Origin of the sequence: Limnohabitans sp. 103DPR2 (assembly GCF_001412575.1) — a bacterium.
Lineage (GTDB): Bacteria > Pseudomonadota > Gammaproteobacteria > Burkholderiales > Burkholderiaceae_C > Limnohabitans_A.
The window spans coordinates 260011-285372 of record NZ_CP011834.1 but is presented as its reverse complement, the minus strand read 5'-3'; the positions used below and the strand labels follow the sequence as shown (position 1 = coordinate 285372).

General features: G+C 55.3%; 26 protein-coding genes. 7 read left to right on the top strand and 19 right to left on the bottom strand.

Annotated elements, in window-relative coordinates:
- Positions 1-96: 96 nt before the first annotated feature.
- From L103DPR2_RS01255 to L103DPR2_RS01245, 3 genes are read left to right on the top strand one after another with little or no spacing between them, the layout of a single operon-like run.
- Entirely contained in the window at positions 97-1185 is a 1089-nt protein-coding gene (locus L103DPR2_RS01255) for an aminoglycoside phosphotransferase family protein (protein WP_335337955.1), read from the top strand.
- 13 nt (positions 1186-1198) lie between these two features.
- Entirely contained in the window at positions 1199-1945 is a 747-nt protein-coding gene (locus tag L103DPR2_RS01250) for a 16S rRNA (uracil(1498)-N(3))-methyltransferase (RefSeq protein WP_055361767.1), read from the top strand.
- Between the two features lie 14 nt (positions 1946-1959).
- The gene (locus tag L103DPR2_RS01245; protein ID WP_055359393.1) at positions 1960-3126 is read left to right on the top strand and encodes an MFS transporter; all 1167 of its coding nucleotides are present in this window, start codon (positions 1960-1962) and stop codon (positions 3124-3126) included.
- Between the two features lies 1 nt (position 3127).
- Here L103DPR2_RS01245 and L103DPR2_RS01240 read toward each other — a convergent pair whose 3' ends face one another.
- From L103DPR2_RS01240 to L103DPR2_RS01200, 9 genes are all read right to left on the bottom strand, one after another.
- Complete coding sequence (locus L103DPR2_RS01240) at positions 3128-4609, bottom strand: M20 family metallopeptidase (RefSeq protein ID WP_055359392.1); 1482 nt, start codon at positions 4607-4609, stop codon at positions 3128-3130.
- Positions 4610-4625: 16 nt separating this feature from the next.
- A complete protein-coding gene (gene otnI / locus L103DPR2_RS01235) occupies positions 4626-5456 on the bottom strand; it encodes a 2-oxo-tetronate isomerase (protein ID WP_055359391.1) in 831 nt (276 codons plus the stop codon).
- A 68-nt stretch (positions 5457-5524) separates the two neighbouring features.
- Complete coding sequence (locus L103DPR2_RS01230) at positions 5525-6196, bottom strand: class II aldolase/adducin family protein (protein WP_055361766.1); 672 nt, start codon at positions 6194-6196, stop codon at positions 5525-5527.
- Between the two features lie 14 nt (positions 6197-6210).
- Complete coding sequence (gene otnK / locus L103DPR2_RS01225; protein ID WP_055359390.1) at positions 6211-7491, bottom strand: 3-oxo-tetronate kinase; 1281 nt, start codon at positions 7489-7491, stop codon at positions 6211-6213.
- 24 nt (positions 7492-7515) lie between these two features.
- Positions 7516-8424, bottom strand: coding sequence for an L-threonate dehydrogenase (gene ltnD / locus L103DPR2_RS01220; protein ID WP_055359389.1), 909 nt, complete (start codon positions 8422-8424; stop codon positions 7516-7518).
- 3 nt (positions 8425-8427) lie between these two features.
- On the bottom strand, positions 8428-9414 hold the full coding sequence (locus L103DPR2_RS01215; protein WP_197274921.1) for an NAD(P)H-quinone oxidoreductase: 987 nt from the start codon (positions 9412-9414) through the stop codon (positions 8428-8430).
- A 49-nt stretch (positions 9415-9463) separates the two neighbouring features.
- The gene (gene metW, locus L103DPR2_RS01210) at positions 9464-10045 is read right to left on the bottom strand and encodes a methionine biosynthesis protein MetW (RefSeq protein WP_055359387.1); all 582 of its coding nucleotides are present in this window, start codon (positions 10043-10045) and stop codon (positions 9464-9466) included.
- Positions 10042-11199, bottom strand: a complete 1158-nt coding sequence (metX, locus tag L103DPR2_RS01205; protein ID WP_055361765.1) for a homoserine O-succinyltransferase MetX — start codon at positions 11197-11199, stop codon at positions 10042-10044. The genes metW and metX overlap by 4 nt, the downstream gene beginning before the upstream one ends.
- Positions 11200-11382: 183 nt before the next feature.
- Positions 11383-12003, bottom strand: coding sequence for a TMEM165/GDT1 family protein (locus L103DPR2_RS01200; RefSeq protein ID WP_055361764.1), 621 nt, complete (start codon positions 12001-12003; stop codon positions 11383-11385).
- Positions 12004-12124: 121 nt separating this feature from the next.
- On the opposite strand from L103DPR2_RS01200, the gene L103DPR2_RS01195 reads away from it, so the two are divergent.
- Positions 12125-13327, top strand: a complete 1203-nt coding sequence (locus L103DPR2_RS01195; protein WP_055359386.1) for an ammonium transporter — start codon at positions 12125-12127, stop codon at positions 13325-13327.
- A 228-nt stretch (positions 13328-13555) separates the two neighbouring features.
- Positions 13556-14035: an RNA recognition motif domain-containing protein gene (locus L103DPR2_RS01190; RefSeq protein WP_055359385.1), complete on the top strand. Its 480-nt coding sequence runs from the start codon at positions 13556-13558 to the stop codon at positions 14033-14035.
- Positions 14036-14104: 69 nt separating this feature from the next.
- Here the strand turns inward: L103DPR2_RS01190 and L103DPR2_RS01185 are convergent, their stop codons facing one another.
- The 4 genes from L103DPR2_RS01185 to L103DPR2_RS01170 are packed head-to-tail and all read right to left on the bottom strand — an operon-like array spanning position 14105 to position 17087.
- Positions 14105-14899 (bottom strand): SDR family oxidoreductase, encoded by a 795-nt coding sequence (locus L103DPR2_RS01185; RefSeq protein WP_055359384.1) that lies wholly within the window; start codon positions 14897-14899, stop codon positions 14105-14107.
- Between the two features lie 32 nt (positions 14900-14931).
- A complete protein-coding gene (lptC, locus tag L103DPR2_RS01180) occupies positions 14932-15543 on the bottom strand; it encodes an LPS export ABC transporter periplasmic protein LptC (protein ID WP_082466671.1) in 612 nt (203 codons plus the stop codon).
- Positions 15540-16106, bottom strand: coding sequence for a KdsC family phosphatase (locus tag L103DPR2_RS01175; RefSeq protein ID WP_055359382.1), 567 nt, complete (start codon positions 16104-16106; stop codon positions 15540-15542). The genes lptC and L103DPR2_RS01175 overlap by 4 nt, the downstream gene beginning before the upstream one ends.
- Positions 16107-16109: 3 nt before the next feature.
- Entirely contained in the window at positions 16110-17087 is a 978-nt protein-coding gene (locus L103DPR2_RS01170; RefSeq protein ID WP_055359381.1) for a KpsF/GutQ family sugar-phosphate isomerase, read from the bottom strand.
- Between the two features lie 81 nt (positions 17088-17168).
- Between L103DPR2_RS01170 and L103DPR2_RS01165 the strand changes: the two genes are divergently transcribed.
- A complete protein-coding gene (locus L103DPR2_RS01165) occupies positions 17169-17729 on the top strand; it encodes an adenine phosphoribosyltransferase (RefSeq protein ID WP_055359380.1) in 561 nt (186 codons plus the stop codon).
- 20 nt (positions 17730-17749) lie between these two features.
- Here the strand turns inward: L103DPR2_RS01165 and L103DPR2_RS01160 are convergent, their stop codons facing one another.
- From L103DPR2_RS01160 to rpmH, 6 genes are all read right to left on the bottom strand, one after another.
- On the bottom strand, positions 17750-19537 hold the full coding sequence (locus L103DPR2_RS01160; protein ID WP_055359379.1) for an ABC transporter transmembrane domain-containing protein: 1788 nt from the start codon (positions 19535-19537) through the stop codon (positions 17750-17752).
- A gap of 4 nt (positions 19538-19541) precedes the next feature.
- Positions 19542-20999 (bottom strand): tRNA uridine-5-carboxymethylaminomethyl(34) synthesis GTPase MnmE, encoded by a 1458-nt coding sequence (mnmE, locus tag L103DPR2_RS01155; RefSeq protein WP_055359378.1) that lies wholly within the window; start codon positions 20997-20999, stop codon positions 19542-19544.
- Positions 21000-21094: 95 nt separating this feature from the next.
- A complete protein-coding gene (yidC, locus tag L103DPR2_RS01150; RefSeq protein ID WP_055359377.1) occupies positions 21095-22780 on the bottom strand; it encodes a membrane protein insertase YidC in 1686 nt (561 codons plus the stop codon).
- Positions 22777-23061, bottom strand: a complete 285-nt coding sequence (gene yidD, locus L103DPR2_RS01145; protein ID WP_055359376.1) for a membrane protein insertion efficiency factor YidD — start codon at positions 23059-23061, stop codon at positions 22777-22779. The genes yidC and yidD overlap by 4 nt, the downstream gene beginning before the upstream one ends.
- Positions 23058-23465, bottom strand: a complete 408-nt coding sequence (locus L103DPR2_RS01140; RefSeq protein WP_055359375.1) for a ribonuclease P protein component — start codon at positions 23463-23465, stop codon at positions 23058-23060. The genes yidD and L103DPR2_RS01140 overlap by 4 nt, the downstream gene beginning before the upstream one ends.
- Positions 23466-23541: 76 nt before the next feature.
- A complete protein-coding gene (gene rpmH / locus L103DPR2_RS01135) occupies positions 23542-23676 on the bottom strand; it encodes a 50S ribosomal protein L34 (RefSeq protein ID WP_028820859.1) in 135 nt (44 codons plus the stop codon).
- A gap of 250 nt (positions 23677-23926) precedes the next feature.
- Here rpmH and dnaA point away from each other — a divergent pair, with 250 nt between their 5' ends.
- On the top strand, positions 23927-25327 hold the full coding sequence (gene dnaA, locus L103DPR2_RS01130) for a chromosomal replication initiator protein DnaA (RefSeq protein WP_055359374.1): 1401 nt from the start codon (positions 23927-23929) through the stop codon (positions 25325-25327).
- Positions 25328-25362 lie beyond the last annotated feature (35 nt).

Here is a 25362-nt window from a genome sequence, read left to right as displayed (position 1 = left end):
TGTTTGTAGAATGGATTATCCATGAGTGCCGCCTCTGTGGCCTCCACAATGTGAAGCGGCACCCTTTGCCGTCGTTTTTTGATTTGGAATGAGACCTTGAACTCGGATCAGACATCTACCGCTACAGTGCCTTGGGCAGACCCGCAACGCCAATTGGCTTGTGAGGCTTGGCTTCAATCCTTGGCGGCCACACACGGGGTGCTGCCGTCAAGCTTGCGCATCGCTTCTGCGGATGCCAGCTTTCGCCGGTATTTGCGGGTGGACCAGCAGCAGGGCGCCAGTTTGATCGTGATGGACGCCCCGCCCGACAAAGAAAATTGTGAACCCTTCGTTAAAGTGGCCAAGCTCATGCAAGCGGCGGGCTTGAAAGCGCCAGAGGTTTTGGCGTGGGACGCACCTCAAGGCTTCATGTTGCTCACCGACTTGGGTGACCAAACCATGATGGCCGCCATTGACAAGCAAAACCCTCAGGCCAACCATGGCCTGTACATGCAGGCCGTCGATGCCCTGATTGCGTGGCAGTTGTCTTCCAAACCTGGTGTGTTGCCGCCCTACGATGAAGCCCTGCTTCAGCGCGAGTTGAGCTTGTTTCCCGATTGGTACCTGACACAGCACCGCGGCCTGAAAGTCGAAGGCAAAATGCGCAGCACCTTGGACAGCACCTTCCAGACTTTGGTGGCGCGCAATTTGGCCGCGCCCTCGGTGTTTGTGCACCGCGACTTCATGCCGCGCAATTTGATGATGCCCACTGGGCAGGATGGTGCCTTGGGCGTTTTGGATTTTCAAGATGCGGTCTACGGCCCCGTCACCTACGATGTGGCCAGCCTCATGCGCGATGCCTTCCTCACATGGGAAGAAGACTTTGTGCTCGATGTCACCATTCGCTATTGGGAAAAAGCCCGCAAAGCAGGCTTGCTCGATTTTGAAGATTGGCACCAAGACTTTGGCGCCTTCTACCGCGCGGTGGAGTGGATGGGCTTGCAGCGGCACCTCAAAGTGGCGGGCATCTTTGCACGGCTCACATTGCGCGATGGCAAAGACAAGTACCTCGCTGATGCACCGCGTTTCATCGCCTACATTCGCGCCACAGCGTCTCGCTACATTGAGCTCAAGCCTTTGCTGCGTTTGATCGAAGAGGTCGAAGGCACCGACGGCGTCACTGGCTTTGCGTTTGGCCGAATGTAAAGCCATGTCGCAACTGCCCCGCTTTCACTGCCCCGCAGCCCTTCATCCTGGCGACGAATTGGACTTGCCCGCAGGCACTGCGCGGCACGTTCAAGTTCGCAGAATGCAGCCCGGTGACGAGATCACCTTGTTCAACGGTGAGGGCGGTGAATGTGTGGCCGTCATCACGCGCATGGGCCGCAGTGATGTGGGCGTTCGTGTGACGCAACGCATCGACACAGAGCGCGAGTTGGCTGTGCGTGTCCATTTGTGGTCGGGCATCACCGCCAACGAACGCATGGACTGGCTGCTTGAAAAAGCCACGGAATTGGGCGCCAGCACGCTCTTGCCGATCACGGCCGAGCGCAGTGTCTTGAAACTCAAAGGCGAGCGGGCCGACAAAAAATTGGCGCACTGGCAAGCCATTGCTGTGGCTGCCAGCGAACAATGTGGTCGCAACCGTGTCTTGCAAGTAGCGACGCCACTGACTTTGTCGCAAGCCATCACTGCGTCGGCGCAGCAGTCCAACTGCACACGTTGGATCTTGTCCTTGGCCGATGGTACGAAAAGCTTGCAGGAGGCGCTGCAAGCCTTGCCGACCCAAGCGGCAGGCCAAGCACTTGAGCTCATTCTTTTGAGTGGCCCCGAAGGCGGCCTCAGCCCTGATGAGGAAGCACAAGCCTTGGCTGCAGGCTTCTTGCCTGTGAGTTTGGGTCAACGGGTCTTGAGAGCCGAAACAGCCCCTGTCGCCGTTTTGTCTGCCTTGGGCTTGCTGACCTAGATACACTCGGGTGTATGAACCCCAATCTTTTCTTATTGGCTTTGTGCCAAGGCCTGTTTCTCACCAACAACGTGACCTTCATTGCCATCAATGGCTTGGTGGGCTTGAGCCTGGCGCCGGTGGGCTGGATGGCCACCTTGCCTGTGATGGGTTACGTGGTGGGCGGCGCGCTGTCCACTGGGCTGGTGGCCAAATCACAAGTCAAGTGGGGACGGCGCGTGTCGTTTCAGTTGGGGCTGCTGGTGGGCTTGTTGTCTGCGGTCTTGTGCGCCTATGCGGCCTACACCCACAACTTCGCATTGCTCACAGTCGCCACATTGATCGCCGGTTATTACAGTGCCAATGGTCAGTTGTATCGTTTTGCTGCGGCTGAGTTGGCAGAGCCCTCTTTTCGTGAGAAGGCCGTCTCGTGGGTGATGGCCGGTGGTTTGATTGGCGCCATCGTGGGCCCCAATCTGGCCTCCAAAAGCAAGGGCTGGTTTGAGACGCCGTTCATGGGGGCCTATGTGGCCCTCACCGTGGTGGCGGTGTTGGGCATGGTGCTGATGCACTTTGTGAAGTTTCCCCCTGTGGTTGAAAAGGCAAAAGGCAGCTCAGACGGTCGACCCTTGTCCGAGATCATGAAGCAACCGGTCTTCATCGTGGCGGTGGTGTCCTCGGCCATGAGTTATGGCGTGATGAACTTGTTGATGGCCGCCACACCCTTGGCCATGCAAGTGTGCGGTTACCAATTCAGTGACGCTGCGCTGGTGCTGGAATGGCATGTGATCGGCATGTTTGCGCCCGGCTTCTTCACGGGTCACTTGATCAAGAAATTTGGCACCTTGCAAATCATGGGCGTGGGCGTGCTCTTGAATTTTGTTTGCATTGCCGTGGCATTGTCGGGCACCGACTTGAATCAGTTCTTGGTGGCCCTCTTCTTGTTGGGCGTCGGTTGGAACTTTGTGTTCACGGGCAGCACCACCTTGTCGATGACGGCATGGCGCCCTGAAGAAAAAGACCGCGGTCAAGCCGCGATCAATTTCTGCGTGTTTGCCACCATGGCCGTCACGTCGTTTGCTTCAGGCGCTTTGGTGACTACACAAGGATGGACGTGGTTGAACTACGGCTCACTGATCCCCGTGGCCTTGATTGCCTTGTCCCTGGCATGGATGGTTTGGGTTCGCAAACAAAGCACCTGACTTAAGGCAATGACGCCATCACCTCGGCCACGGAGGCTGTGAGTTTTTTAGCATAGGGCACATGCAAGAACTCGTTGGGGCCATGGGCATTGCTCTTGGGGCCCAGTACGCCACACACCATCATTTGCGCTGTGGGGAAACCTTGGCTGAGCATGTTCATCAAGGGGATGGTGCCGCCTTGGCCGATGTAACCCACCGACGCACCAAAGTGCGATTGGCTGGCGGTTTGCAGGGCCTTTTCAAACCAAGGTGTGCTGCTGGGAGCGTTCCAACCCGTGGCGCCGCCATTGGATTCAAACGTGACGCGGGCTTGGTAGGGGGCGTTGTCTTCCAGCAAGGTTTTCATTTCTGCCACGGCAGAGGCCGCATCGACCAGCGGTGGCAAACGCAAGCTGAGCTTGAATGCGGTGTAGGGACGCAGCACGTTGCCTGCATTCTCCAAAGTAGGGAAACCTTCCGCACCGGTTACGCTCAAGGTGGGTGTCCATGTGCGATTGAGCAAAGCTTGCAGCGGATCGGTGGTGGTGGGCAGTGCAAAGGTGGTGGAACCACCGCAGTCGTAATGCGCCCATGGAAAACGTTTGTAAACCTCTTCGCCCAAGATGCTGGCCGTGGCTTTGGCTTGTGCCAAGCGGTCGGCTGGCACTTCGCAGTGAAAGCTGGCGGGCAGTAAACGACCTGACTTGCTGTCTTCCAGGCGGTCAAGCACTTGGCGCATGATGCGGAAACTGGAAGGCACCAAGCCTGATGCATCGCCCGAGTGAATGCCTTCGGTCAGAATTTCAACCTTCAAGGTGCCACTGGCCATGCCCCGCAGGCTGGTGGTGAGCCACAACTGGTCATAGTTGCCTGCGCCACTGTCCAAGCAAATGACCAGCCCCACATCGCCCAAACGGGGACGCAAGCTGTCGATGTAGGGTAACAAATCGTAAGAGCCAGACTCTTCGCAGGTTTCAATCAAACCCACGATGCGTGGATGGGGTGTGTTTTGATTTTTGAGCGCCTGGACGGCGGCAATGCTGGCGTAAGCAGCGTAGCCATCGTCGGCGCCGCCGCGGCCATACAACTTGCCTTCTTCGTATTTGGGTGTCCACGGACCCAGGTCGTTGCGCCAACCGCTGAACTCGGGCTGCTTGTCCAAGTGGCCGTACATCAACACGGTTTGGCCAGAGCCTTCCGATTGCGCGCGTGTGGCGGGAATGTCGAAGTACAAAACCGGCGTGCGGCCTGGCAAGCGAATGATCTCCAAGGTGAGACCCGCCACCTTTTGCGCTTCAATCCATGAAGCTGTTTGACGCAGCACCGTGTCGAGATAGCCATTGGCTTCCCAGTTGGCATCAAAGGAAGGCGACTTGGCAGGAATTTCAATGTACTGCGTGAGTTCTTTCAAAATCTTGGAATCCCAAGCCTGTGTGACGTCGCGCAAAGCGGTTTCTGCATTGAGCAAACCAGCGGGCATTTCTTTGTGAAGAGGTGCGTTCATGAGGGTCTCCAAAAATTCAAACAGATTTCAACCACGACAAACCGCGTGAGGTGCCACCCTGGGTAATGTCTGCGGGCACATACTCGCAACCCACCCAACCTTGCCAATCCCATTCTGCCGACAGACGGTCAATCAGGTCAAACAGATAGGGCCAGTTCAATTCACCGGTGCCAGGTTCATGGCGCAAAGGCACATCGGCAATTTGAAAGTGACCGACCTTGCCTGTGGGCAAATAGCGCTCAATTTTGGTGGTGACGTCGCCTTCCACAATTTGGCAGTGGAACAAATCCATCTGCACTTTCAGATTGGGCTCGTTCACCTCGGCCAAGATCTCGTGGGCATGGTCTTGGCGATTGACAAAAAATCCGGGAATGCCGCGGGGGTTGATGGGTTCCAGCAAAACGTCCAAGCCAGCTGTTTTGGCCTGCTGGCAGGCCCACTTCAAATTGGCCACCAAGGTTTTTTGCGCTTGCTCACGCGAGACGCCCGCTGGCAACACGCCGGCCATGGAGTGAATGCGGGGGCAACCCAACACCTCTGCATAACGCATGGCACGGTGCACGCCGGCTTGGTACTCAGCTTCGCGACCGGGACTGCATGCTGTGCCGCGATCGCCTCTGTCCCAGGCACTCAAGGTGCTGGCGTCATCGATGCCACCGGGCGGCATGTTGAACAAGACTTGTTGCAGGCCATTCCCTTTGAGGCGTGCGGCCAGTTCTTCGGCGGCATACGCGTAGGGGAACAAATACTCAACCGCTTTGAAACCATCCTTGGCCGCTGCTTCGAAACGGTCCAGAAAATCCATGTCGGGGTACATCATGGACAGGTTGGCGGCAAATTGAGGCATGAGAAGCTTTCAAGTAAATCGCAGGTGCGATGTGCACTGTTTGTGTTGTGTGGGTGCTCAGTGCAAGATCACCAAGCGGCTCCAAAATTCTGACGCAATTCTTCAATCTGTGCATCCGATAAATTTTCGGGCAGATGAGGTGCCAGGTTTTGAACCAGTTTCGCGGTTTCTTCTAACTCTTCAAGGGTGGCCATGGCCTGCGTTAAATCTTGGTGCCATACATTGGGCCCCAAACGCGACAACATGACGGCGCGAATGGGTGTGTCGACTTTGGCATAGTGAAGAATGGCATCGGCCACCGCATCAGCCGCCAGCACATCACCCGGACGGAAATACGGAATCAAGGGCACGTGGCCGACCTTCATCACAAAGTAAGGCGTGATGGGTGGCAACAGCTCAGGCCCTTTGGCGCGCAAACTCAAACCCACGCAGTGGGTGCTGTGGGTGTGAATGACGCAGTGGGCTGGCCAGCTGCCGGGCGCGTGATCGGAGGCTTCGTAAATTTTGCGGTGCAAGGCAATGGTTTTGCTGGCGCGGTTGCCGCTCAATTGATGACCATCGTGATCCAGCAAGGCCAGATCTGCTGGATCTAAAAATCCCAAGCAGGCATCTGTGGGGGTGATTAAAAAACCGTGGTCCAAGCGCACGCTGATGTTGCCAGCGGTGGCATGCACATAGCCGCGTTGAAATAGGCTCTCACCCACACGGCAAATTTCTTCTCGCGCCTTGGCTTCGCTCATGTTCAAAACGGCTGTCATGCGGCGGTCTCCACCAACACCTTCAGGGCCTTTGTGAAAAAGTCGGGTGTGCCAAAGTTGCCAGACTTTAAAGTGAGGTGACCCGCAGTGTGTTGCGGCGCAAAGCACCATGGCACGCCCGGATCAATTTGCGGGCCGATTTGCATTTGCGTGATGTTCAAAGCTTGCACACAGGCGCCAGAGGTTTCGCCCCCGGCAATCACCCATTGCTTGACCCCCATTGCTTGAAGGCCGAGGCAAACTTGCGCCAAGGCCGACTCCATCCATTCGCCAGCTTGCTCGCGTCCAAATTGGGCTTGGACTTGTTGCAAGGTGTCGGCATCGGTGGTGGCATACACCAGCACAGGACCTTGCGCCAACAAAGGCTTAGCCCATGCCAAAGCAGCGTCTACATCCGCTTTGATTTGTGCAGGCACATCATGCGCTGACCAATTCAAAGGCTTGAATTGCCAACTGGGCAGGCCTGTTGAAATGTAGTTCGCCACTTGCGCTTGTGTGGCCAATGAACAGCTGCCCGACACAATGGCTTGGTAGCCGGTGGGTGCCGGCAATGCGGCGGCTTGCGCAGAAGATTGCAAGCCCCAGTTGCCAGGTAGACCAATGGCCACGCCGGAGCCGGCTGTCACCAAGTGCATGCCTTTGAGCGCAGGGCCCAAGGTTTTCAAATCCTCGTTGCTGGTGGCGTCCACAATAGCGACACCCACACCATCGGCTTCAAGTTGTTTGATTTTGTCGGCGATGGCCTGTGTGCCCTTGGCCAGCACGGTGTGATCGATCAAGCCCACCTTGCGTTTAGTTTGCGCTTGCATCACGCGCACCAAGTTGGCATCGGTCATGGGCGTGAGTGGATGGTTTTGCATGCCGCTTTCATTCAGCAGCACCGCGCCAGCAAACAAATAGCCCTTGAACACCGTGCGACCGTTGTCGGGGAAAGCGGGTGTGGCGATGGTGAACTTGCAGTTGAGCGCGTCCATCAAAGCTTCTGTGACGGGGCCAATGTTGCCTTCTGGCGTGCTGTCAAATGTCGAGCAGTATTTGAAATAGATTTGTTCGGCGCCTTGTGCTTGTAACCATTTCAAGGCATCCAAAGACTGTGCAATGGCGTCCTGTGCAGAAATGGTGCGAGATTTCAAAGCAACCACCACGGCATCAACGTCCGATGACAGCGGCGCTGTGGGCACACCAAAAGTTTGCATGACGCGCATGCCTGATCGAACCAAGTTATTGGCCAAATCGGTAGCGCCGGTGAAGTCGTCTGCAATGCAACCCAATTTCATGTTGAATGCTTTCAGGTTTGGGTTTTACTTTGCTTTGGGCAATTCAATGCCTGGGAAAATTTTGATCACAGCACTGTCATCTTCTTTGGCAAAGCCTGCTGTGCTGGCTTGCATGAACATTTGATGCGCGGTGCTGGAAAGCGGTAACGGAAATTTGCTGGCGCGTGCCATGTCCAAAACCAAGCCCAAATCTTTCACAAAAATATCGACTGCAGAAAGAGGTGTGTAGTCAGCTGCAAGCACATGGGCCATGCGGTTCTCAAACATCCAACTGTTGCCAGCGCTGTGCGTGATCACTTCATAAAGCGCATTGGGATCAACGCCTTCACGCAAACCCAGCGCCATGGCTTCTGCGGCCGCAGCAATGTGCACGCCTGCTAAAAGCTGGTTGATGATTTTCACTTTGCTGCCCGCGCCAGCACTGTCACCCAGTTTGTAAACCTTGGCCGCCATGGCATTCAAGAAAGGCTCGGCTTTGGCATACGCTTCGGGCGAGCCGGCGGTCATCATCGTCATCTGACCGGAAGCCGCTTTGGCTGCACCACCTGAAATGGGCGCATCGATGTACAGCAAGCCTTTGGCATTGAGTGTTTTTTCAAGGCCGACAGAAAATGCGGGATCGACCGTGGAGCACATCACAAACACACTGCCAGGTTTGAGGTGATGGATGCAACCAGATTGCGCAGTACCGTCGCCCATCAACACCGACTCAGTTTGTGCGGCATTGACCACCACCGACACCAACACGTCAGACGCTTTGGCGATGTCTGCCAAACTGGCGCATGCCACGCCGCCTTCGGCGGCAAACTTTTGCGCCACTTCGGCGCGCACATCAAACACATTGACCACATGGCCGGCACGTCGCAAAGATTGCGCCATGCCCATGCCCATGGCACCCAAGCCAATGACGCCTATGCTGAGTGTATTGCTCATGAATTATTCTCCTGCGACGGTCAGCATGATCTTGCCAATGTGCTGCGACGATTCCATCAGCGCATGGGCTTGTGCAGCTTCGTTCAAATCAAACACTTTGTAAATCACGGGGGCTACCGTGCCTGCGGCCAATAAAGGCCAAACCTGCGCATGAAGTTCGTTGGCAATTTGCGCTTTGTCGGCGGCACTGCGTGGCCGCAATGTGGAGCCCGTGAAGGTTAGCCGCTTGGCCATCAAAGAAACCCAATCGACTTCGACTTTGGAAGGTTGCAAAAACGCAATTTGCAACAAGCGGCCTTCAATGGCCAGTGCTCTCAAATTGCGCTGCATGTAACTGCCGCCCACCATGTCCAAAATGGCGTTGACACCTTTTTGATCTGTGAGCTTCAAGACTTCTTCAACATAGTCTTGTGTTTTGTAATCAATGGCCACGTCTGCGCCGACTTTCTCGCAAGCCGCTACTTTGTCTGCATTGCCGACTGTGCAAAAAACTTTGGCGCCAAAGGCATGCGCCAACTGAATGGCTGTCAGACCAATGCCAGAAGAGCCGCCGTGAATCAAAATGCTTTCACCTGCTTTTAACTTGCCACGCTGAAACACATTGGTCCACACGGTGAAGTAGTTTTCTGGCAAGGCAGCTGCTTGCAGCATGGAATAGCCCGTGGGGATGGGCAGTGCTTGCCCTTCTGGCACCGTGACGTATTCGGCGTAGGCCCCCCCATTGGTCAGCGCGCAAATTTTGTCGCCCAACTTCCAACGCGTGGCACCTTCACCAAAGCCCACCACTTCGCCAGAAACTTCCAAGCCCACGATGGGCGATGCACCGGGCGGTGGTGGGTATTTGCCACTGCGTTGCAAACAGTCGGGTCGATTGACGCCGGCAAACGCCACCTTGACCAAGACCTCGCCTGCTTGTGGCGTCGGCAGCGCGCAGGTGCTGGGGCGCAAAACTTCTGGCCCCCCGCCAGTGCCATGGTCAACAAATTTCATGGTGGATGGAAGCGTCATGGAAGTCCTTTGAGTGGCTGATGAAACAGCGTTAACGTTGTAGCTTGAAAACCGCTGTGCCTGCCATCAGGTTAGGCCAGCCTCTGACTTCTTGGCCTTCTTGCAAGCCAAAGCTGTCGATGATTTTCAAATGATTTTGTGTGGCCAGTTGCGCAAAATCTGCGTAAGTGCCGACCCGAATGTTGGGGGTGTCGTACCACTGATAAGGCAAGCGTTTGGTGACAGGCATGCGTCCTGTGAGGATGCTCAAGCGATTGGGCCAATGTGCAAAATTTGGAAAGGCCAAAATTCCCGTGCGACCGACGCGCACCGTTTCGCGCAACATCACTTCGGCATTGCGCAAGTGCTGAAGCGTGTCAATTTGCAAGACCACATCAAAGGACTGGTCTGCAAACATGGTGAGACCTTCATCCAAGTTAAGTTGAATGACATTCACGCCGCGTTTCACGCAAGCTTGAATGTTGGCGTCATCCAACTCAACGCCGTAGCCTGTGCAGCCTCTGTTCTTTTGCAAGTAATCTAAGAGTGCGCCATCACCACAGCCCAAGTCCAAGACGCGCGCACCTTGAGGGACCAAGCGGGCGATGGCCTGCAAGTTGACATGCTCACTCATGCGGCACCTCCCGCTGGCAAGGTCTTGGCAATGTTGTCGAAATACGAGCTCACCACATTCATGTAGCGTGCGTCGTTGAGCAAAAAGGCGTCGTGCCCATGTGGCGCATCGATTTCTGCATAGCTGACATCACGTTTGTTGTCGAGCAACGCACGAACCATTTCGCGACTGCGCGCAGGTGAAAAGCGCCAGTCGGTGGTGAAACTGACCAGCAAAAATTTGCACGTAGCATGCGACAGTGCCGCAGTCAGGTCGCCGCCCAACGTGCGTGCAGGATCAAAATAATCCAAAGCCCTTGTGATCAAGAGATACGTGTTGGCATCAAAGTATTCGCTGAATTTGTCGCCTTGATAGCGCAAGTAACTTTCAATTTGAAATTCAACTTCCTGAGTTGAGTAACGATAGCCCGTTGCATTGTGTGTAACCGCATCACGCAGTTCGCGGCCAAATTTTTCATTCATGACGTCATCACTGAGGTAGGTGATGTGCCCAATCATGCGTGCGATGCGCAAGCCGCGCTGGGGCACCACGCCATGCTTGTAAAAATGGCCCCCATGAAAATCAGGATCGGTGACGATGGCGCGGCGCGCCACTTCGTTGAAGGCGATGTTCTCCGCCGTGAGGTTGGGTGCGCTGGCTACCACCACCGCATGCGCCACGCGGTCTGGGTAGCGCAAAGTCCAAGACAAGGCTTGCATGCCGCCCAAGCTGCCGCCCATGACAGCGGCCAGGGTTTGAATGCCCAAGGCATCTAGCAAGCGCGCTTGTGCATCGACCCAGTCTTCAACGGTGACCACTGGAAAATCAGCGCCATAGACTTCACCCGTGTCAGGGTTGGCATGCATGGGGCCCGTGGAGCCAAAGCAAGAGCCCAAGTTGTTGACACCAATGACGAAGAAGCGGTTGGTGTCGACGGCTTTGCCAGGACCAATCATGTTGTCCCACCAGCCCTCGCTTTTGTCTTGACCTTCATAAACACCCGCCACATGGTGCGATGCGTTCAAGGCATGGCAAATCAGCACGGCGTTGGACTTGTCGGCATTCAGGGTGCCGTAGGTTTCATAGGCCAGGTGAAAGGCGCGAATGGACGCACCACTTTGCAAGGCAAGCGGTGCTTCAAAAAACATCGACTGTGGCGTAGCGATCAAAGGCATGAATCCATCAAGCTGAAATGAGCCCAAATTGAACCCGAAAAAAAACCGGTTCAGCTTCAAAAGCAAAACCGGTAGACCAGGTTCTCTCTTTAGCTGAATTTACAAACCCAGAGGTTTGCGCGCCCGCAAGCTGGAGCAAATCGGCGCAGGCACAGTATAAAGGCTCTGCAATTAAAAAGTCACTCAAGTCGTCGCAGCTGTCAAGGGTTTGTCTTCAAGGGGTGCCTTGGGTGCTTCATCTTGGGGGCCACCCCACAAAGCCAAGAGTCCCAAGATGGCAAAAATGACGGCAGAAATTCGGTGCACCCAGGTCAGTGAAATTTTGCGCGTGATGGCGTCGCCCAGCCAAACGACAGGGGCGTTGGCCAGCATCATGCCCAAGGTGGTACCCGCCACCACCCAAAACCAGCTTTGAAATTGTGCGGCCAACATCACCGTGGCAATTTGCGTCTTATCCCCCATTTCGGCCAAGAAGAAGGCGACCACGGTGGTGGCAAAGATGCCCCAGCGTGGGTTGGCTTGCTCGTCTTCATCGTCCAATTTGTCGGGGATCAAAATCCAAACCGCCATGGCGAGGAAAGAGCCGCCCAAGACCCATCGCAAAGCTTCGGGGCCGAGTTGGGTAGTGACCCAGCTGCCCACTGCACCTGCCAAGCCGTGATTGACCAGCGTGGCCACCAAGATGCCCCAAACGATGGGCCAAGGTTTGCGAAAACGTGCGGCCAACACCAAAGACAGCAGCTGGGTTTTGTCTCCCATTTCGGCGAGAGCCACAATACCTGTTGAGACGAGAAATGCTTCCATGTCTGCAATCATAGCCGGCCATGATTTGAAGATTTGGCGTGTTTTTTGCTTGTTTTTGGTGCGCAACGCCCAATGATGGATTTTGCGCACCAAATTAATTCAAAAATAAGCAGAGATAGACATGGAAGCACTAAAACAGGGCGCGGATGCGCTCTTTATTTTGTTGGGCGGCATCATGGTTTTGGCCATGCACGCGGGTTTCGCCTTCTTGGAGTTGGGGACGGTTCGCAAGAAAAACCAAGTCAATGCCTTGGTCAAAATCTTGGTGGACTTTTCCGTGTCCACAGTGGTTTATTTTGTGGTGGGCTATAGCGTGGCCTATGGCACAGGATTTTTTGTCGGCGCCGAAACCTTGGCTGCCAAAAATGGTTACGACTTGGTGAAGTTTTTCTTTTTGCTCACCTTTGCCGCGGCCATTCCAGCCATCGTCTCTGGCGGTATTGCCGAACGCGCCAAGTTTTGGCCTCAGCTGATCGCCACCGCGTGTATTGTGGGCTTTGTGTACCCCTTCTTTGAGGGCATTGCCTGGAACCAGCACTTTGGCGTGCAGGCCTGGATCAAAGCCACCACTGGCGAAGAGTTCCACGATTTTGCGGGTTCGGTGGTGGTCCACGCAATGGGTGGCTGGATCGCATTGCCAGCCGTTATTTTGTTGGGCGCACGTTACAACCGTTATCGCAAAGATGGCGCTGTGTCTGCACACCCACCCTCCAACATTCCTTTTTTGGCCTTAGGCGCATGGATTTTGATTGTGGGTTGGTTCGGCTTTAACGTGATGAGCGCCCAAACGCTCGACAAGATTTCTGGCTTGGTGGCCGTGAACTCTTTGATGGCCATGGTGGGCGGCACCTTGACCGCTTTGCTCTTGGGCAAGAACGACCCCGGCTTTGTGCACAACGGTCCCTTGGCAGGTTTGGTGGCCGTGTGCGCAGGTTCTGATTTGATGCATCCCTTTGGCGCCTTGGCTGTGGGTGCCGTTGCAGGCGCTTTGTTTGTGGTGATGTTCACCTTGACCCAAAACAAGTGGCAGGTCGATGACGTGTTGGGTGTTTGGCCTCTGCACGGTTTGTGTGGTGCCTGGGGCGGTATTGCAGCTGGCATCTTTGGCTTGCAATCCTTCGGTGGCTTGGGTGGTGTGTCTTTCACAGCCCAACTCATTGGCACCTTCATGGGCATCGCATGGGCCTTGTTGGGCGGCATCGTGGTCTACGGCGCGTTGAAGTTGACCGTGGGTTTGAAGATGAGCCCCGAAGAAGAGTACGAAGGCGCGGATCTGACAGTTCACAAAATCAGCGCAACGCCAGACCGCGAAGTCAGTTGGTAAAGAGACAAAAACACGTCGAATATCAAGTATTTAAAGGGCTTTCAAAGAATTAACTTGCCAAACCCTTTGTTTTATGGCCCATAATGGCTTAACACACGTTCCAAGAGCGTGTGTTTAGTTCGCGGTGTACAGGTGTCAGTTTCGCTTCCTTCCAGAGTTTTTTAGGTTTGTTGATGCGTTTTTGGGGCTCCATCGCTTTTGTTTCTGTGTTTAGAGGAGTCCCTTTCAATGGGCAAAAAACTATACGTCGGCAACCTGCCGTACTCGGTTCGTGACGGTGATTTAGAGCAGGCTTTCGGCCAGTTCGGTTCCGTGACCAGCGCTAAAGTCATGATGGAACGCGACACAGGTCGCTCCAAAGGCTTTGGCTTTGTGGAAATGGGCACTGATGAAGAAGCTCAATCTGCCATCAACGGCATGAACGGCCAGCCTTTGGGCGGTCGCAGTGTTGTTGTGAACGAAGCACGTCCCATGGAAGAGCGTCCTCCCCGTTCCGGTGGCGGTGGCTTCGGTGGCGGCGGTCGTCGTGAAGGCGGCGGCGGTTACGGCGGCGGCGGTGGCGGCTACGGCGGTGGTGGTGGCGGTCGTCGCGAAGGCGGCGGCGAGTCCGGTTTCCGCAGCCCTTACGGCTCTGGCCCACGTGGCGGCGGTAACGGTGGTGGCGGTCGTCGCGAAGGCGGCGGCGGTGGCTACGGCGGCGGTTATTAATCGCTTTCCCACCTCACTGGCACTCTAGGGTGTCAGTCAAAAAAGAAGCCCTGCATTGCAGGGCTTTTTTCATGGGGCGCGGTGTTTACGGGGTTGGTTCTTAAAGGCCCTGTCGAGTAAAGCATCGGGCAAGATGCGCAGCAAGCGTGTCACCCATGCCATCTGCCAGGGGATCACCTGAAAGCTGGTGCCCCGCTCAATGGCCTTCAAGGCTTGGTCTGCAAACGCATCAGCCGTCATTAAAAAGGGCATCGGAAATTTGTTCTTTTGCGTCAAAGGCGTCTTGATGTAACCCGGTGCCAAGGTCACCACTTTGAAGCCCTGCGGATTGAGTTCACCGCGCAAGCTTTCGCAATAACTGATGGTGGCCGCTTTGCTGGCGCAGTAAGCTGCGTGCCCAGGCAGACCGCGAATGCCCGCCACACTGGCAATGCCGACCAAGGTGCCCACATGGCCATTGCGCATCGACGTGATGTCGCGCGACTTCATGGCTTCAATGAAGGGATGAAAGGTGGCCGCCATGCCGATCACATTGGTGCTCATCACTTGGTCAAACACGTCCAAGTCGTTGCGCACGCTGGTGTCCATGCCGATGCTGATGCCTGCGTTGGCAATCACCACATGGGGCACACCTTGCGCGGCCATGCAGGCCTGCGCTGCTGCGATGATGCTGTTGGCCTCACTGACGTCGGCGCTGTAACACTGTGCATCATCGCTGCCAATGCCTTGCGCGGCCAGCCACGTTTGCATCTCTGTTTGTCTGCGCGCTGCCAGCGCCAAACGCCAACCAGCTTGGTGAAATTTCAAGGCCAGTGCTTGACCAATGCCACTGGAGGCACCGGTGATGAAAACCAAGGGACGCATAAAAACTTTCGAAGGTGTTGTGGCGCGAAGGTTTAACGCTTTGCAGGATTGACCACGCCGCGAACTTTGCCGCTCAACTCGTATTCACCTGTTTTGCTGTTCATCGCCATGCGCTCAGCAGTGAACACATCTTGACCTCGGCGAATTTCAACAGGCACGTGGCTGACCAAACGCTCTTCTTTGACAAAGGCCTGAATTTCTTGACTGCGCAATTCGATAGCGGCTTGAGGTTTGTCAGCCTTCATGCTGGCTGGTTGTGTGAATTGAACATTGCCGATGAACGTGACCAGCGAGCCATCGCCTTTTGCAATGGCGCGATCGGAGCGCGCTATGACGCGTTTGCCTTCTTGATTTTGTCCACGCATTTGCACTTGACTGATATCGAGCGTGTCGATGTCAGGGAAATGCTGTGCACGATCGCCACTGAGTTCGCGCGTGAGGCGGCCGGTGCTGTCGAAGGATTTCACGGAAAATCCTGAGAGAAAGTAGTCCGGCTCGTGTCGAACTTGCTTGGCCTTAGGCTCTGCCAACAAACTGGGCAGGCTGCGCACCAGCCACCAACTGCCCAACGCAAAAAGCGCCATCAACACAGCTGGCAGGTAGAGTGCCAAACGGTCTAGCAGGCGCCGAATGCCATTCATCATGCAGCGGAAGAAGAACCAACACGGGCCAACAGTTGGCCGTAGTGGCCGCTGGCCACCACCAACAAATCGCAGAGCTCACGCGCAGCGCCGTCGCCGCCCTGGCGCGCAGTCACGTAATGTGCCAGTGCCAATGCTTGCGCATGGGCATTGCGCGGCGCGCATGCAAAAGCTGCGCGTTGCATCACAGGCAAATCGGGCCAGTCATCGCCCATGGCCGCGGCTTGATGCCAACCCAGCCCTAAGCTTTTTAAATAGTCTTCTGCCGCGGGTAACTTGTCTTCTGTGCCAAAACGTGCATGCTCTATGCCTAAGGCTTTGAGTCGCACGCGCAGAGGTGCCGAGTCACGGCCAGTGATGATGACGGGCGTGATGCCTGCATGCTTCAAGAGTTTCAAGCCGTGACCATCCAAGGTGCTGAAACGCTTGAGGGTTTCGCCCTGTTCAGAAAAGTACAAACCACCATCCGTGAGCACCCCATCAACATCCAAGAACGCCACTTTCACACCTTGCGCTTGGAGCAACAACTCGGGTGGAAAATTCAAGGCGGGTTCAATGGGTCGCATGGCTTAAATCACTTTGGCGCGCATCAAGTCATTGCTGTTCAGTGCGCCACTCAAGAGGCCTTGCGCATTGACCACCAGCACGCTGGTAATTTTGAATTGCTCCATGAGCTCGGCGGCTTCAACTGCCAAGGCATCTTCGTTGACGGTGCGTGGATTGGCGTGCATCACATCTTTGGCCAACAAGGCGCGCAGGTCCACGCCTTTCTCAATCAGTCGGCGCAGATCGCCGTCGGTGAAGATGCCCAGAATGTGGCGCTGTTCATCCACGATGGCCGAGGCGCCCAAGCCTTTGTGGCTCATCTCGCGCATCAGTTCAGAGAAGCTGGCGTTGGCAGACACGTGGGGCACTTGATCGCCTTTGCGCATCACATCGCTGACATGGGTAAGCAAACGACGGCCCAAGGAACCGCCCGGGTGCGAGCGCGCAAAATCTTCGGCTTTGAAGCCGCGTGCATCCAACAGCGCAACGGCCAATGCATCACCCAAGGCCAGTTGCGCCGTGGTGCTGGCTGTCGGTGCCAAGTTCAGGGGGCATGCTTCTTTTTCAACGCTGCTGTCGAGCACCACATCGGCATGCTTGGCCAACGCAGAACTCATGCCGCCTGTCATGGCGATGAGGGGCACACCCTGACGCTTGAGCACGGGCAAGATGGACACCAATTCATCGCTCTCGCCACTGTTGGAGATGGCCAGGACCACATCAACCGCTTTGATCATGCCCAGATCGCCGTGGCTGGCTTCCCCTGGATGCACAAACATGGCGGGGGTGCCTGTCGACGCCAAGGTGGCGGCAATTTTGGAGCCGATGTGTCCGCTCTTGCCCATGCCGGTGACAACCACGCGGCCTTTGACGTTGAGCATCATTTGAACGGCTTGTGTGAAACGAGCGTCCAAGCGAGATTTGAGGCCCACCAGGGCAGCCGCTTCAATGTCCAAAGTCTCGCGTGCGAGTTGGAGGGCTTGTTCAGGGTTGAATGACATGGGGCTTATTTTAGCGAGGGAAGGCAGAAAGCGTGACTATGATGACGATCTAAGTCAGAAAGCCCGATGGGAGTTGTCGAAATGAGCGAAGTTGCCTTGTCCGTGAACGATTATTTGAAAAACAACATTCGCACAGTGCCCGATTGGCCAGCCGCTGGGGTTCAGTTTCGTGACATCACGCCTTTGCTGCAAAACCCCAGGGTTTTTCGTGTGCTGATTGATGCGTTTGTCCACCGCTACATGGCGCCGGAGATGCGGCCAGATGTGGTGGCGGGCCTGGATGCGCGAGGCTTCATTCTGGGTGCGGTGGTCGCTTATGAATTGAATGTGGGTTTTGTGCCCATTCGCAAAAAAGGCAAACTGCCCTTCACCACGGTCGAAGAGACTTATGAACTGGAATACGGCGCAGCCACCGTCGAGTTGCACACCGATGCCGTCAAACCGGGTCAAAAGGTGCTGTTGATCGATGACTTGATTGCCACGGGCGGCACCATGATGGCGGGCATGAAGCTGTTGGAAAAACTGGGCGCCCAAGTGATTGAAGGTGCCGCCATTGTTGACTTGCCCGAGTTGGGCGGCTCTGCCAAATTACGCGATGCAGGCTTGCCGCTGTTCACCTTGGTGAACTTTGACGGTCATTGAGACTTGCACCGCGGTGTGCGTTAGGCGTTGAATTGCAGCGCAGCCAAACCGGCGTAGACGCCGCCCATTTGCACCAACTCAGCATGCTTGCCTTGCTCGACCAAGCGGCCGTGCTCGAGCACCAAAATTTGATCGGCTTGTTGCACGGTGGCCAAGCGGTGCGCAATGACCAGCGTGGTGCGTCCGCGCATGGCCGATTCAAGCGCCGCTTGAACCATGCGCTCGCTGTGTGCATCCAGCGCACTGGTGGCCTCGTCGAGTAGCAACAAGGGAGGGTTTTTGAGCATGGCGCGCGCAATCGCAATGCGTTGACGTTGGCCGCCTGACAAGCGCACACCCCGCTCACCTAAGAAGGTGTTGTAGCCTTCGGGCAAATCCACAATGAATTCATCGGCAAACGCAGCGCGTGCTGCTGCGCGTACTTCTTCATCGGTGGCGTCGGGCTTGCCATAGCGAATGTTGTCCATGGCGCTGCTAGAGAACAGCACGGGCTCTTGCGGCACGATGCCGATGCGTTGTCTTAAATCATGCAGGCTGAGGTTTTGGATGGGCACACCGTCCAGCACAATTTGCCCATGCTGTGGATCGTAGTAGCGCAGCAACAAGCCAAACAAGGTGGTTTTGCCAGCACCGCTGGGGCCCACCAAGGCCACTGTTTGACCCGCTTGAATTTGGACCGAGAAGTTTTCTAAAGCAGCTTGAAGCGGCCGCGAAGGGTAATGAAACTGAAGGCCTTCAAATGCCACGGTGCTGCCAGTCGCTGGTGGAACAGAAGTGACGGGATGCGCAGGCGATTGAACGGGCGATGTGCTGCCCAGCAATTCCATCAGGCGTTCGGTTGCGCCTGCCGCGCGCAGCAAGTCACCGTAGGTTTCGCCCAACACGGCCACTGCGCCTGCAAAAATAATCACGTACAAAACAGCTTGGCCCAATTGGCCGGCTGACAGCTCACCGGCGATCACGGCTTGTGTGCCTTGGTACAAGCCCCACAACAAGAATGCCGCATTGGCAATGATGATGAAAGCTACCAGTACGGAGCGCGCACGTGTGCGGCGAATGGCTGTTTGGAAACCTTGTTCTGTAGCGCTGGCAAAGCGGCCAGCTTCGCGTGCTTCTGCGGTGTAGCTTTGCACCACGGGCATGGCGTTGAGGATTTCGGTGGCGATGCTGCTGGCATCGGCCACACGGTCTTGGCTGGCGCGCGACAAGCGGCGCACGCGGCGGCCATACATCGTGGCAGGCCAAACCACCAAGACCACCGTGACGACCAATTGCAGCATGACGGTGGGATGAGCCCACACCAACATGGCCAAGGCGCCCACGCCCATCACCGCATTGCGAAGACCCATCGACAAAGAACTGCCCACCACCGTTTGAACCAGGGTGGTGTCGGCGACCAATCGGCTGATCACTTCGCCAGTGGGTGTGGTTTCAAAGAAGGCCGGGCTTTGTTGCAGGACGTGGCTGTAAACGGCATTGCGCAAGTCGGTGGTGACACGTTCACCCAGCCAACTGACCGTGTAAAAACGTGCGGCTGAAAACAAGCCCAGAGCCACCGCCACGCCAAACAGCATGAGGAAGTTGCCACGCAGTGCCATGGCTTGTGCGCCGGGATCGGGGTGCTGCAAACCGTTGTCGATCAACTGGCGCAAAGCCACTGGAAACACCAAGGTCGAGGCTGCCGCCATCACCAAAAACACAAAAGCCAAACCAATTTGCAAACGGTAAGGTTTTAAGAATGGCAACAGGCCGCTCAAAGATTTAGGGCTTTGAGGTGCAGGTCGATCGATGACAGCGGACTTGGCCATGTGTTTATTTACCGATACAAAAGCTAGAGAAAATAACGCCGAGCAAATCGTCAGCGCTGAATTCGCCGGTGATCTCGTTCAAGGCCGATTGAGACAAGCGCAACTCTTCCGCCAACAAATCAAGGGATTGTGCTTGTGCACGCAAATGTGCGTCGGCCACTTCGAGATGCGACTGCACCCGCTTGAGTGCTTGAACGTGGCGCTCACGCGCCAAGTACAAACCTTCAGTGGCAGGTTGCCAACCTGCGGCGGCCAGCAATTGTGCACGCAGCACATCAATGCCTTGCCCTGTTTTGGCTGACAAGTGAATGTCATGTTGCACCTTGCGTACATCGGATGTGGCGGCTCTGGTTTGTTCACTGATGGGCTCAGCGACTTGCGCCAGATCGCACTTGTTCCAAACGTGAATCAAGGTAACACCTGCTGGCAATTGCGTAGACAAGGCGTTTTGAATTTGTAAGTCGGCCTGCGCGTATTCAGGCAAGTGTTGCCGTGTGAGGTCGTGTAAAAACAAAACGGCATCGGCGGCGGCAATTTGGTCCCAAGCGCGTTGAATGCCGATTTTTTCCACCTCATCAATGCCATCGCCTTCGCGCAAACCAGCGGTGTCGATAACATGCACAGGCACGCCTTCAATTTGGATGGTTTGTTGCACCACATCGCGTGTGGTGCCGGCAATGGGCGTGACGATGGCCAACTCTGCGCCGGCCAAGGCATTGAGCAGCGAGCTCTTGCCAGCGTTGGGCTGGCCCGCAATCACCACTTTGATGCCTTCGCGCAGCAAGGCGCCTTGTTGTGTGCGCTCGAGTACTTTGGACAGCTGCGATTGCAAGCGCTCAAGCTGTCCTTGTGCATCGGCTTTTTGCAAGAAGTCAATTTCTTCTTCTGGAAAATCCAGCGTGGCTTCGACCAGCATGCGCAGGTGAATCAGCTTGTCGCGTAAGACGTGAATCTCTTTGGAGAAGTCTCCCGCCAAGGATCTGCTGGCGCTTCGGGCTGCAGCACCCGTAGAGGCATCGATCAAATCAGCGATGGCCTCGGCTTGGGCCAAATCAATTTTGTCGTTCAGAAATGCGCGCTGGGTGAACTCGCCCGGTGCGGCCAAACGCAAACCTTGCAACAACGGCATTCCTGTTGCGGCGTCCAGTTGACTGGCTGCTTGCATGCAACGCGCCAACAACAGTTGCAGCACCACAGGGCCACCGTGCGCTTGCAACTCGAGAACGTCTTCGCCCGTATAGGAGTGGGGTCCTGGAAAAAAGATGGCCAAACCTTGGTCGATGGGCTCACCTTGGTCGTCCTTGAATGGCAAGTAATGTGCTTGTCGCGCTTGTAAATTTTTTCCGAACAACATGTCGGCCCATGCTTTGAGCTTAGGACCTGAAATGCGCACGATGCCAACCGCGCCTCGGCCAGGGGCCGTCGCAATGGCAATGATGGGATCCTGGTGGCGCGACAACATGGTGGTGCAGGTTTGTTTTCAAAGCAACAGGGCCGCATGCGCGGCCCTGTTGTGGATGGTTTAACTCAGCATGGGCTCAGTTAAGTTGAATGGGCTCAATTGAATTTTGGCAGATTGAACTGCGGCGGTACACCCATGCGTGTATTGATCACCCATTGCTGTGCAATCGACAAGATGTTGTTGGTAATCCAATACAGCACCAAGCCAGATGGGAAGAAGAAGAACATCACGCTGAAGATGAGCGGCATGAACCACATCATCTTGGCCTGCAAGGGATCTGGTGGTGCGGGGTTGAGCGCCGTTTGCAGCAAGGTGGACAGTGTCATGACCACGGGCAAGATGAAGTAAGGATCGGGCGCTGACAAATCGTGAATCCAACCGATCCAAGGTGCGTTGCGCATTTCAACAGAAGACAACAGCACCCAGTACAAAGCAATGAACACTGGAATTTGAACCATGATGGGGAAGCAACCACCCATCGGGTTGACTTTCTCTTCGCGGTAAATGCGCATCATCTCTTGCTGCATTTGCTGTGGGTTGTCTTTGAGGCGTTCGCGCATCTCCATGATTTTGGGATTGATGGCTTTCATTTTGGCCATGCTCGCATAGGCCTTGGCATTGAGCCAGTAGAAGGCGAGCTTCAGCAAGACCACCAAGGCGACGATGGACCAACCCCAGTTGTGCAAGAAGCCGAACAGGCGGTCAAGCAGCCAGTACAAAGGCTTGGCCAAAACCGTGAGCCAGCCGTAATCTTTGACCAACTCAAGGCCAGGCGTGATCACTTCCAGCATTTTTTCTTCTTGAGGACCCACAAACAAAGTGGCGTCCAATGTTTTGGTTTGACCTGGGGCCACTTCGCTGAAGGGTGTGATCATGCCAACGGCGTACAAGTTGTTGTCGACTTTGCGTGCAAAGTTTTCTCGAGCCGTGTTGGCAGGCAAGACCCATGCAGATGCAAAGTAATGCTGAACCATGGCCACATAGCCTTGTTGCGTGGTTTTCTCGAAGTCAGCTTTGTTCTTTTCGATGTCAGTGAATTCGATTTTTTGATACTTCTTGGCATCGGTGTAAATCGCAGGACCCGTGAAGGTGGAGTAAAAAGAGGACTCGCCTTCTGGCTTGTTGCCATCGCGGACCAACTGAACGTAAAGCTGTGGCGATGCGGCCACGCTGCCTGTGTTGATGACTTGATGTGCCACTTTCACCGCATAGCTGCCACGGGTGAGGGTGTAAGTTTTGACCAACTTGAAACCGCCCACATCGCCAGATTCAAACTTCAAGGCCAATTCGTTTTGACCTTCTTTCAGCGCTCGCTCGCCTGTGAATTTCATAGGCGTTTTGTGTGATGCAAAGGCGCCGCCGATCAAACCAGTTTGAGCGACATACACGCGGGCTTTGCTTTCGTCGAGCAACACGAACGGTTTTTTGTCGTCTTGGATGTCACCAAATTTGACGAATTCAGAACGCACCAAGCTGCCACCTTCTGTGTCGAAGCTGAGCTTCAGGACATCGGTGCTGACATCAATGCGTTCACGCGCTGAGGCCGCAACAGGCGCTGTGACGCCGGGAACTTGCGCGGGGCCTGCGGGTGCAGCGGCTGCGGGTGTGCTGGCCACAGGGACACCATCAGGTGCTGCCGCATTCACTGCAGGTGCGGTGGCCGTTGTGGGTTTAGGGAAGAAGGTGGCTTTGTGGCCGTTGTAAATTTGCCATTGGTCCCAAAGCAGAACCATGGAGAAGCCAAAGATGACCCATAAAAAGGTGCGGCGAATATCGTTCATGAAGACTTCTTCGAAGAGGTGTGAGTTAACGGGTGTTGCAACAAACGGGAAAGCCACTGGGGTGCCTGTTCGGGCACCGGATCGTGGCCGCCATTGCACCAAGGGTGGCAACGGCCTAAGCGTTTGAGAGTGAGGTAACTGCCAACGCCTGCGCCATGCTGCTGGAGGGCATCCAATGCATAAACAGAGCAGGTGGGCTCAAACCGACATGCCGATCCTAACCAAGGGCTGAGAAAAAGGCGATAAGCTTTCACAATGCCGATCAATAGTTGCTGGATCATGGCTTGTTGGCTGCGCGCTCAAACAATTGCTCAAGTTCTTGCCGAACGGCCAGTTTGAGCATCGGTGAGGTGGCGCTGATGAATTGTTGGCGATCAAAGCCCGAGCGCAAGCGAACCACGTGCGCAGCGCAAGGCAAGCGCACTTCAAATTGTGCGCTGACGTTGTAGATTTGGCGTTTGATGGCGTTGCGGGTGACGGCACGCTTGGCCCACCGTTTGGGGACCATGGCGCCAAGCCAAACTTCTTGGGTCTGAAAGAGGGGTGCGATGTGCGAGTCTTCGGTCGAGGCCAAGGGCTTGGCTTCGGGCAGGTTAAGACGGTGCAAAGCGAAATGCGGGGTGCGAGAAACCGTGCCGCCGGCAAGGGCGGCCTGGAATTGAGGGCGGGTTTTTAAACGCTGCACACCACTGCCGAGTCATGGAATTGCTCAGCAGCCAAGCCATTGAGGGGCTGGGCTCACGCGGCTGCTCTCGCTTAAATTAAGCTGCCAGGCGTTTACGGCCTTTGGCGCGGCGTGCGTTGATCACAGCACGGCCGCCGCGAGTTTTCATGCGAACCAAAAAGCCGTGAGTACGTGCGCGGCGTGTTTTAGAAGGTTGGTATGTGCGTTTCATTTTTGACGTTCCTGATGACAGACCCTCCAAAACCACATGGTTATTTTTGGAGGAAACCGGCGATTATCGCAAACTTTCGGGGGGCTGGCAAACCCTAAGTCTGGCGCTTCTTGAAAAAAACCAAGTTTCAGTTCAAATTTTCTGGTTTATGATGCCCCAAACCCATCTTTTTTGGATGTGGATAAACTCTTGATAAAGTTATTTTGAACGTCATGATTCTTCAAACTGTCCACACCCAAGGCATGCCCGCATGAGCAATGGACAGCACCCTCACGATGGCGATGAAGCAGGCCAAGCACTTTGGCAAGTTTGCCTTGATGAACTCTCGCAGGAAATGCCCGAGCAGCAGTTCAATACGTGGATCAAACCCCTCACCGCGCAGGTCTCGGAAGACTTCTCCAAGGTCACTTTGTACGTGGCCAACCGTTTCAAATTGGATTGGATTCGTGCGCAATACAGTGCCAAGCTGGCCGATGTTTTGTCGCGCTTGCACGGACAAAAAATTCAAATTGAGTTAGCGCTTGCTACCAGAGAAGCACAAGGAAAAACAGCATTTTCAATGGCCAAGGCCGCATTGGAGGCGCGACCAGAACCAGCAGACTTGCCCGACGAAGCGCCCAGCGATGGCCATCGCCACCGCTTGAACACGGCCTTGACGTTTGATACCTTGGTGGAAGGTTCCGCCAACCGCATGGCCCGCGCAGCGGCCATGCACGTGGCCACCATGCCCGGGCATCTTTACAACCCCTTGTTCATTTATGGTGGCGTGGGTTTGGGTAAGACCCACCTGGTGCATGCGGTAGGCAATAAATTGCTGGCCGATCGCCCCGATGCCAAAGTTCTCTACATTCACGCCGAACAATTTGTGTCAGATGTGGTTAAGGCCTACCAGCGCAAAACTTTTGATGAATTCAAGCATCGCTACCACTCGCTGGATTTGCTGTTGATTGACGATGTGCAGTTCTTTGCCAACAAAGACCGCACCCAAGAAGAGTTCTTCAATGCCTTCGAAGCTTTGCTGGCCAAAAAATCACACATCGTGATGACCAGCGACACCTATCCCAAAGGCTTGGCCGACATTCACGAACGCTTGGTCTCGCGTTTTGATTCAGGCCTGACGGTGGCCATCGAGCCCCCTGAGCTTGAAATGCGGGTGGCCATTTTGATCAACAAAGCCATCAGCGAGGGCAGCGTCATGCCCGAAGAAGTGGCCTTCTTTGTTGCCAAGAATGTGCGCTCCAACGTGCGCGAACTGGAAGGCGCCTTGCGCAAAATCTTGGCTTATTCGCGCTTTAACCAGAAAGAAATCTCCATCCAACTGGCGCGTGAGGCCCTGCGCGACTTGCTGTCCATCCAAAACCGACAGATCAGCGTTGAAAACATCCAAAAAACGGTGGCCGATTACTACAAGATCAAGGTCGCCGACATGTATTCCAAAAAGCGCCCGGCCAGCATTGCGCGGCCACGTCAAATTGCCATGTACTTGGCCAAAGAGTTGACCCAAAAAAGCTTGCCCGAAATTGGGGAATTATTCGGCGGGCGTGACCACACCACAGTGTTGCATGCCGTGCGCAAAATCAGCGCAGAACGTCAGCAGTTGACCGAGTTGAATCAGCAACTGCACGTTCTGGAGCAAACCCTCAAGGGCTAAGCCTTCTGGCTCAACAAGCAGCCTTTGAAATGGGC

What these genes read in the sequence shown, in the direction of transcription:
- L103DPR2_RS01240 (WP_055359392.1), bottom strand. Translation starts at nt 4,609, where the DNA reads ATGAACGCACCTCTTCACAAAGAAATGCCCGCTGGTTTGCTCAATGCA.
- L103DPR2_RS01190 (WP_055359385.1), top strand. Translation starts at nt 13,556, where the DNA reads ATGGGCAAAAAACTATACGTCGGCAACCTGCCGTACTCGGTTCGTGAC.
- L103DPR2_RS01200 (WP_055361764.1), bottom strand. Translation starts at nt 12,003, where the DNA reads ATGGAAGCATTTCTCGTCTCAACAGGTATTGTGGCTCTCGCCGAAATG.
- mnmE (WP_055359378.1), bottom strand. Translation starts at nt 20,999, where the DNA reads ATGTTGTCGCGCCACCAGGATCCCATCATTGCCATTGCGACGGCCCCT.
- L103DPR2_RS01245 (WP_055359393.1), top strand. Translation starts at nt 1,960, where the DNA reads ATGAACCCCAATCTTTTCTTATTGGCTTTGTGCCAAGGCCTGTTTCTC.
- ltnD (WP_055359389.1), bottom strand. Translation starts at nt 8,424, where the DNA reads ATGAGCAATACACTCAGCATAGGCGTCATTGGCTTGGGTGCCATGGGC.
- L103DPR2_RS01160 (WP_055359379.1), bottom strand. Translation starts at nt 19,537, where the DNA reads ATGGCCAAGTCCGCTGTCATCGATCGACCTGCACCTCAAAGCCCTAAA.
- L103DPR2_RS01165 (WP_055359380.1), top strand. Translation starts at nt 17,169, where the DNA reads ATGAGCGAAGTTGCCTTGTCCGTGAACGATTATTTGAAAAACAACATT.
- otnI (WP_055359391.1), bottom strand. Translation starts at nt 5,456, where the DNA reads ATGCCTCAATTTGCCGCCAACCTGTCCATGATGTACCCCGACATGGAT.
- L103DPR2_RS01230 (WP_055361766.1), bottom strand. Translation starts at nt 6,196, where the DNA reads ATGAGCGAAGCCAAGGCGCGAGAAGAAATTTGCCGTGTGGGTGAGAGC.
- L103DPR2_RS01170 (WP_055359381.1), bottom strand. Translation starts at nt 17,087, where the DNA reads ATGTCATTCAACCCTGAACAAGCCCTCCAACTCGCACGCGAGACTTTG.
- L103DPR2_RS01195 (WP_055359386.1), top strand. Translation starts at nt 12,125, where the DNA reads ATGGAAGCACTAAAACAGGGCGCGGATGCGCTCTTTATTTTGTTGGGC.
- yidC (WP_055359377.1), bottom strand. Translation starts at nt 22,780, where the DNA reads ATGAACGATATTCGCCGCACCTTTTTATGGGTCATCTTTGGCTTCTCC.
- metX (WP_055361765.1), bottom strand. Translation starts at nt 11,199, where the DNA reads ATGCCTTTGATCGCTACGCCACAGTCGATGTTTTTTGAAGCACCGCTT.
- rpmH (WP_028820859.1), bottom strand. Translation starts at nt 23,676, where the DNA reads ATGAAACGCACATACCAACCTTCTAAAACACGCCGCGCACGTACTCAC.
- L103DPR2_RS01215 (WP_197274921.1), bottom strand. Translation starts at nt 9,414, where the DNA reads ATGAAATTTGTTGACCATGGCACTGGCGGGGGGCCAGAAGTTTTGCGC.
- L103DPR2_RS01175 (WP_055359382.1), bottom strand. Translation starts at nt 16,106, where the DNA reads ATGCGACCCATTGAACCCGCCTTGAATTTTCCACCCGAGTTGTTGCTC.
- metW (WP_055359387.1), bottom strand. Translation starts at nt 10,045, where the DNA reads ATGAGTGAGCATGTCAACTTGCAGGCCATCGCCCGCTTGGTCCCTCAA.
- otnK (WP_055359390.1), bottom strand. Translation starts at nt 7,491, where the DNA reads ATGAAATTGGGTTGCATTGCAGACGACTTCACCGGCGCTACCGATTTG.
- dnaA (WP_055359374.1), top strand. Translation starts at nt 23,927, where the DNA reads ATGAGCAATGGACAGCACCCTCACGATGGCGATGAAGCAGGCCAAGCA.
- L103DPR2_RS01185 (WP_055359384.1), bottom strand. Translation starts at nt 14,899, where the DNA reads ATGCGTCCCTTGGTTTTCATCACCGGTGCCTCCAGTGGCATTGGTCAA.
- lptC (WP_082466671.1), bottom strand. Translation starts at nt 15,543, where the DNA reads ATGATGAATGGCATTCGGCGCCTGCTAGACCGTTTGGCACTCTACCTG.
- yidD (WP_055359376.1), bottom strand. Translation starts at nt 23,061, where the DNA reads ATGATCCAGCAACTATTGATCGGCATTGTGAAAGCTTATCGCCTTTTT.